7 protein-coding genes are annotated in these 5,954 nt (G+C 73.2%); all 7 read right to left on the reverse strand.

Translation table 11 applies throughout. The features are described from left to right. Nucleotides 1-135: 135 nt before the first annotated feature. Nucleotides 136-1,179: a chemotaxis response regulator protein-glutamate methylesterase gene (locus tag ABLE85_RS23745; RefSeq protein WP_348795180.1), complete on the reverse strand. Its 1,044-nt coding sequence runs from the start codon at nt 1,177-1,179 to the stop codon at nt 136-138. A gap of 20 nt (nt 1,180-1,199) precedes the next feature. After that, complete coding sequence (locus ABLE85_RS23750; protein WP_348795174.1) at nt 1,200-2,102, reverse strand: protein-glutamate O-methyltransferase; 903 nt, start codon at nt 2,100-2,102, stop codon at nt 1,200-1,202. Then, nucleotides 2,099-2,563, reverse strand: coding sequence for a chemotaxis protein CheW (locus ABLE85_RS23755; protein ID WP_348795175.1), 465 nt, complete (start codon nt 2,561-2,563; stop codon nt 2,099-2,101). Before ABLE85_RS23755 ends, ABLE85_RS23750 begins: the two co-directional genes overlap by 4 nt. A 4-nt stretch (nt 2,564-2,567) precedes the next feature. Further along, complete coding sequence (locus ABLE85_RS23760; RefSeq protein WP_348795176.1) at nt 2,568-4,763, reverse strand: chemotaxis protein CheA; 2,196 nt, start codon at nt 4,761-4,763, stop codon at nt 2,568-2,570. A gap of 13 nt (nt 4,764-4,776) precedes the next feature. After that, nucleotides 4,777-5,142: a response regulator gene (locus ABLE85_RS23765; protein ID WP_348795177.1), complete on the reverse strand. Its 366-nt coding sequence runs from the start codon at nt 5,140-5,142 to the stop codon at nt 4,777-4,779. Then, entirely contained in the window at nt 5,139-5,447 is a 309-nt protein-coding gene (locus ABLE85_RS23770; RefSeq protein ID WP_348795178.1) for an STAS domain-containing protein, read from the reverse strand. The genes ABLE85_RS23765 and ABLE85_RS23770 overlap by 4 nt, the downstream gene beginning before the upstream one ends. A 6-nt stretch (nt 5,448-5,453) precedes the next feature. Next, a partial coding sequence (locus ABLE85_RS23775) for a methyl-accepting chemotaxis protein (RefSeq protein ID WP_348795179.1) occupies nt 5,454-5,954 on the reverse strand: 501 nt, incomplete at its 5' end.

The following is a 5,954-nucleotide window of genomic DNA, read 5'->3' on the forward strand; positions in this document are numbered from 1 at the left end:
TGGCAGGGCTTGTCCATCATCATGCGCAGCGCCTCCTCGCCGTCGCGGGCGAGCGCGATCTGGCGGATGCCCATGTCCTGCAGCGCCTCGGTGATGAGCAGGCGGCTGGTGGTGGTGTCGTCGGCGACGAGGACCTTAAGCTGTTGGGCGAACGACATGGGGAGCTCCAGTGGGGTGCAAGCGGGTAAGGGCGAGGATGGCGGCGCCGATGCGGTCGAGCGGCAGCTGCTTGTCGACCGCGCCGCACTCGAAGGCGGCGCGCGGCATGCCGTAGACGAGGCTGGTCGCCTCGTCCTGGCCGAGCGTGGCGGCCCCGGCCTGGCGCAGCGCCAGCAGGCCGGCGGCGCCGTCGCGGCCCATGCCGGTGAGGATGACGCCGACGGCGGCGGCGCCGGCGGCCTTGGCGAGCGACGCAAACAGCACGTCGACCGAGGGGCGGTGGCCGTTGACCGGGTCGCTGGCGCGCAGCCGGCAGCGCAGCGCGCTGCCGGAGCCGGCGACCTCGAGATGGCTGGCGCCGCCGGGGGCGAGATAGACCTGGCCGGGCAGAAGCGGGGCGCCGTCGACGGCCTCGCTGACCTTGGGCCGGCACAGCCGGTTGAGCCGCTCGGCGAAGCTTTTGGTGAAGGCGGCCGGCATGTGCTGGGTGATCACGGTCGGCGGGCAGTTCTCCGGGAACTGGGTCAAGACGCCAATCAGCGCCTCGACGCCGCCGGTCGAGGAGCCGATCGCCACGACCTGGCCGCCGGGGGCGTAGCCGGCCGCCGCCTTGACGGTGGCGGTGAGCGTGGCGAAGGCGCCCTCGTCGCTGAACGCGGCCTTGGAGATGCAGTCGACGGCGCCGAGCTCGAGCGCGGTCAGGGTGGCGGCGGCGTCGCGGCCGGTCAGGCTCGACACCATCACCACCGGCATCGGCCGCAGCCGCATGATCTTGTCCAAAAAGTCGAGGCCGTTCATGTTCGGCATCTCGACGTCGAGGGTGACGACGTCGGGGTTGAGCGCCTTGATCTTGTCGCGCGCCTCGAGCGCGTCGGCGGCGTGGCCGACCACCTCGATTTGCGGATCGCGGCGCAGCGCCACCGACAACAGGGAGCGCATGGTCGCCGAATCGTCGACGACGAGGACGCGGATCGGCGGGCTCGCGGACGGCGTCTTGGGCGCGCTCTGGGGCGGCGTCATGGGCGGCGTCACGGGCGTGGTCATGGGCGGGCCTCGCGCAGGCGGTAGGTGGTGATGCCGTCGGACTGCAGGCTGGCGGCGGCCGGGCCGCTGACGCGCTCGGAATGGCCGATGTAGAGCTGGCCGCCGGGGGCCAAGAGCGGCACGAAGCGGCTCCAGATCCTGGCCTGCGTCGCCTCCTCGAAGTAGATGACGACGTTGCGGCAGAAGATCGCCTGGAAGCGGCCGCTCATCGGCCAGTCGCCGATCAGGTTGAGCTCGCGGAAGGCGACGAGCTGGCGCAGCTCGTCGGCGACCGCCCAGGCCTTGCCGCCGTCGGCGGCGCGCGCCGGGACAAACCAGCGCCGGCGCAGCTCCGCCGGCACCGGCCGCAGCGCCGGTTCGCCGTAGACGCCGGCGTGGCCGGCGGCGACCATGTTGGGGTCGATGTCGGTGGCCAGCACCTTGATGTCGTGGGCGGCGGCGTCGGGCATCTGGCCCAGGATGGTCAGCGCGATGGTGTAGGGCTCGGCGCCGTTGGAGCAGGCCGCCGACCACAGCCGCACGCGGCCGCCGCGGCGCGCGGCGGCGAGCAGCGGCGGCAGCACGCGCTCGCCAAGATGGGCGAAGTGGTGCGGCTCGCGGTAGAAGGCGGTGACGTTGGTGGTCAGCGCCGCCAGCATCTGCCGGCGCTCGGCGCCGCCGTCGGGGCCGGCGAGCAGCGCGCAATAGGCGGCAAAGCTCGGCAGGCCGAGCGCGCGCAGCCGCTTCGACAGCCGCGAATAGACCAGCGCCGCCTTGCTGTCGCTCAGATGGATGCCGGCGTCGGCCTGCAGCATGGCGGCGATCCGGCGCAGGTCCTCGCCGGTCAGGCTGAACTCGCCGTCGACCAGGCTGGCGCGCCGCGGCCGCGCGGCGCCGCTCGTCGGGGACGTCGACGTCATGCGGCGATCGGCTCGAACGCCGGCAGCACGCTGTCGAGCGCGATCAGGCTGATCATGCGGCCCTCGATCGCCAGCACGCCGCGCACGAAGGCGCGGGCCAGCTCGGAGGCGACGTCGGGGGTCGGCTGGATGGCGTCGTCGGTCACCGACAGGATGTCGGAGACGGCGTCGACCAGCAGCCCGACGACGCGGTCGTCGACCTGCACCACCATGATGACGTGGCGCACCGTCGGCTCCGGCGGGGCAAAGCCGAGGCGGGCGGCGAGGTCGACGATCGGCAGCACCGCGCCGCGCAGGTTGATGACGCCGCGCACGAAGGGCGGCGCCTTCGGCAAGACGGTGGCGGGGGTCCAGCCGCGGATCTCGCGCACCGACATGATGTCGACGCAGAACTCCTGCGCGCCGATGCAAAACGCGATCAGCTCGCGGCTCAAGGGGTCGTGTCTGGCAGTCTCGGTCATGGGATCATCCTGCTGCGGCAACAAGGTCGAGGGTGGCGACGTCGGCCTGGGCGCGGGCGATGACCGCGTCGACGTCGAGGATCAGGGCGACGCGGCCGTCGCCGAGGATGGTGGCGGCGGCGATGCCGGCGACCGCGCCGTAATTGGATTCCAGGCTCTTGATCACCACCTGGCGCTGGCCCTGGATGGTGTCGACCAGCAGCGCGCTGCGGCGGCCGCCCTCGGTCTCGACCAGGATCGCCACCGCCGCCAGCGGGTCGGTGGCGGCGGCGCGGAAGCCGAGCTCGCGGCCGATGTCGACCAAGGGCGTGAAGGCGTCGCGCACGGCGATGACGCGGGCGCCGCCGCCGAGGCCGTGCACGTCGGCCACCTTCGGCTGCAAGGTCTCGATGATGGCGGTCAGCGGCACCACCAGCGTCTGCCCGGCCACGGTCACCACCATGCCGTCGAGCACCGCCAGCGTCAGCGGCAGGCTGAGCGTGAAGGTCGAGCCCTTGCCCGGGCGCGAGGCGATCGACAGCCGGCCGCCGAGCGCCTGGATCGAGCGCTTGACCACGTCCATGCCGACGCCGCGGCCGGAGATGTTGGAGACCTCGGTCGCGGTCGAGAAGCCGGGCAGGAAGATCAGGTTGTCGACCTCCTCGTCGGTCAGCGCCGCGTCGGCGGCGATCAGCCCCTTGCTCGCCGCCAGCGCCTTGACCTTGGCGCGGTTGATGCCGGCGCCGTCGTCGGCGACCTCGATGACGATGCGCCCGGAGCGGTGCATCGCCGACAGCCGCACCAGCCCCTCGGCCGGCTTGCCGGCGGCGGCGCGGGCCTCCGGCGCCTCGAGGCCGTGGTCGATGGCGTTGCGGATCATGTGGGTGAGCGGGTCGGTCAGCCGGTCGATCACCGTCTTGTCGACCTCGGTGCCTTCGCCCTCGGTGATCAGCCGGACCTGCTTGCCGGTCAGCCCGGCGACCTCGCGCACCAGCCGCGGCATGCGCTGGAACACCGACTTCACCGCCTGGGCGCGGATCGCCATGACGCAGTCCTGGATCTCGCGGGTCAGCTGCTCGAGCTCGTCGAGCCCGATCACCACCGCCGAGCCCGGCGCGTGGCCGGCCTCGAGCACGCGCTGCGACAGCATCGCCTGGTTGATGACCAGCTCGCCGACCAGGTCGATCAGCCGGTCGACGCGCTCGAGGTCGGCGCGGATGGTCTGCGGCGCGCCGCCGTCGCCGCGCCCGGCCGCCTTGGCCGGTTGCGCCACGGCTTCGGACTGCGGCGCGGCGGCGGCGGTCTCAGCCGCGGCCGCCGCTTGGCGCTCCCCCAGCGGCGGCTCCGGCAGTTCCAGTTCCGGCAGCAGCGGGTCGTCCGCCGCGGCGCGGACCGCGGCCAGCAGCGCCTCGATGTCGGCCGCGCCGGCGCTGGCGCCGTCGGCCTCGATCGCCAGGTCGCAGTCCCATTCGACGAACTCGAACACCTCGCGCACCGCCGCCTCGTCCTTGTCGGTGGTCAGCTCCAGCGTCCAGGCGAGATAGGCGCCCTCCGGGTCGAGCTCGTCCAGCGGCGGCAGGCCGCTAAGATCGCACGCCACCGCCAGCCGCCCCAGCCGCTCCAGCTCGCGCAGCACCAGCGCCGTCTCGTTGCCCTTGGCGTAGAGCTCCGGCCGCGGCTGGAAGCGGATGGTGAAGACGCGCTCGGCCGGGCCGGCGTCGGCCTCCGGCTCACCGCCGAAGTCGCTGCCGAAGTCGAGCGCCACCCGCACCGGCTGGAACACCAGCCCGGCCATGTCGCCGCCGCCGCCGGCGGCCGGCGCGGCCGCGGCCGCGGCGCCGCCGCCGAGCCCGTCGAGCTCGGCGATCAGCTGGTCGCTGCGGCCGGCGTCGACGGCGCCGCCGTCGCGCGCCGCCGCCACCAGGTCGGCCAAAAGGTCGGCGGCGCGCAGCAGCACCTTCAGCACCTCGGGCGTCGGCGAAAGCGTGCCGGTGCGCAGCTGGTCGAGCGCCGTCTCGAAGACATGCGCGAAGGCGACCAGCGCCTCCAGGCTGAAGGCGCCGGCGCCGCCCTTGATCGAATGCACCGCCCGGAACACCGCGTTGACGGTGTCTGGATCGGCGGCGTCGTTGTCGATGGCGAGCAGCCCCGCCTCCAGCTCGGCGAGCTGTTCCTCGCACTCCTGGAAAAAGGTCTGCTTGATGGCGGCCATGGCATCCATGGGCTTGTCCTCCTTACGCCGCCACGCGGCGGATCGCCTCGATCAGCTTGGCCGGGTCGAACGGCTTGACGATCCAGCCCGTCGCCCCGGCGCGGCGCGCGCGCTCCTTCTTGGCGGCGTCGCTCTCGGTGGTCAGCACCAGGATCGGCAGGCCGCGATAGGCCTGATCGGCGCGCACCTGCTCGATGAAGCCGAAGCCGTCGAGCCGCGGCATGTTGATGTCGGTGACGATCACCCGCGGCGTCTCGGCGGCCAGCACCTCCAGCCCGTGCACGCCGTCCTCGGCCTGCACCACCCGGTAGCCGGCCTCGGCCAGCGCCAGCCTGAGCATGTCGCGCATGGTGCGCGAATCGTCGACGGTCAGAACGGTCGTGCTCATGGTTCCATCTCCATCTCCATCTCCGCGCCGCTCAGTTCGGCCGGCGTCACCCCGAGGCGCTTGAGCCCGTCACAAAACTCGGCCGTCACCCCGGCAAGCCGCAGCGCCGCGCCGTCGGCGCGCCAGCTCTGCGCCGCCGCCAGCAGCACCTGCAGGCACTGGCCGCCGAGCCATTCGACGCGGCCCGCGTCGAGGGTCAGCGCCGCGCCGCGCAGCGCCCGCAGCCGCTCGGCCAGCGGGGGCGCCGCCTTGAGGTCGAGGACCGCCGGCAGTTCGAAGATCAGCTGGGTCTGTTCGCTTGCCATCGCCGCTCAGAACTCCTGCCAGCCGTCGTCGGCCGCCGGCGCCGCCGCCGCACGCCCGCCGCCCGCCGCCAGCTTCAGCGCCGCCCGGGGCGCCGGCGCCGGCCGGCTCGCCACCGCCGCCGCCTGGCCGAGCCGGAAGCCGCCGATCTGGCGCGACAGCTCCTCGGTCTCCTGCGCCAGCGAATGGCTGGCGGCGGTCGATTCCTCGACCATCGAGGCGTTCTGCTGCGTCACCTGGTCCATCTGGTTGACCGCCGAATTGACCTGGTCGAGCCCGGTCGACTGCTCCTGCGCGCTGGCGGCGATGTCGCTCACCACCGCGTTGATCTCGGCCACCTGGGTAACGATCCGCTCCAGCGCCTGGCCGGTCGCCGCCACCAGCTTGACGCCCTCGCCGACCTGCGTCGTCGAGGCCGAGATCAGCCCCTTGATCTCGCGCGCGGCCTCGGCCGAGCGCTGCGCCAGCGCCCGCACCTCCGAGGCGACCACGGCAAAGCCGCGGCCGGC

Origin of the sequence: Mesorhizobium sp. KR1-2 (assembly GCF_040045035.1) — a bacterium.
GTDB lineage: Bacteria > Pseudomonadota > Alphaproteobacteria > Rhizobiales > Rhizobiaceae > Pseudaminobacter.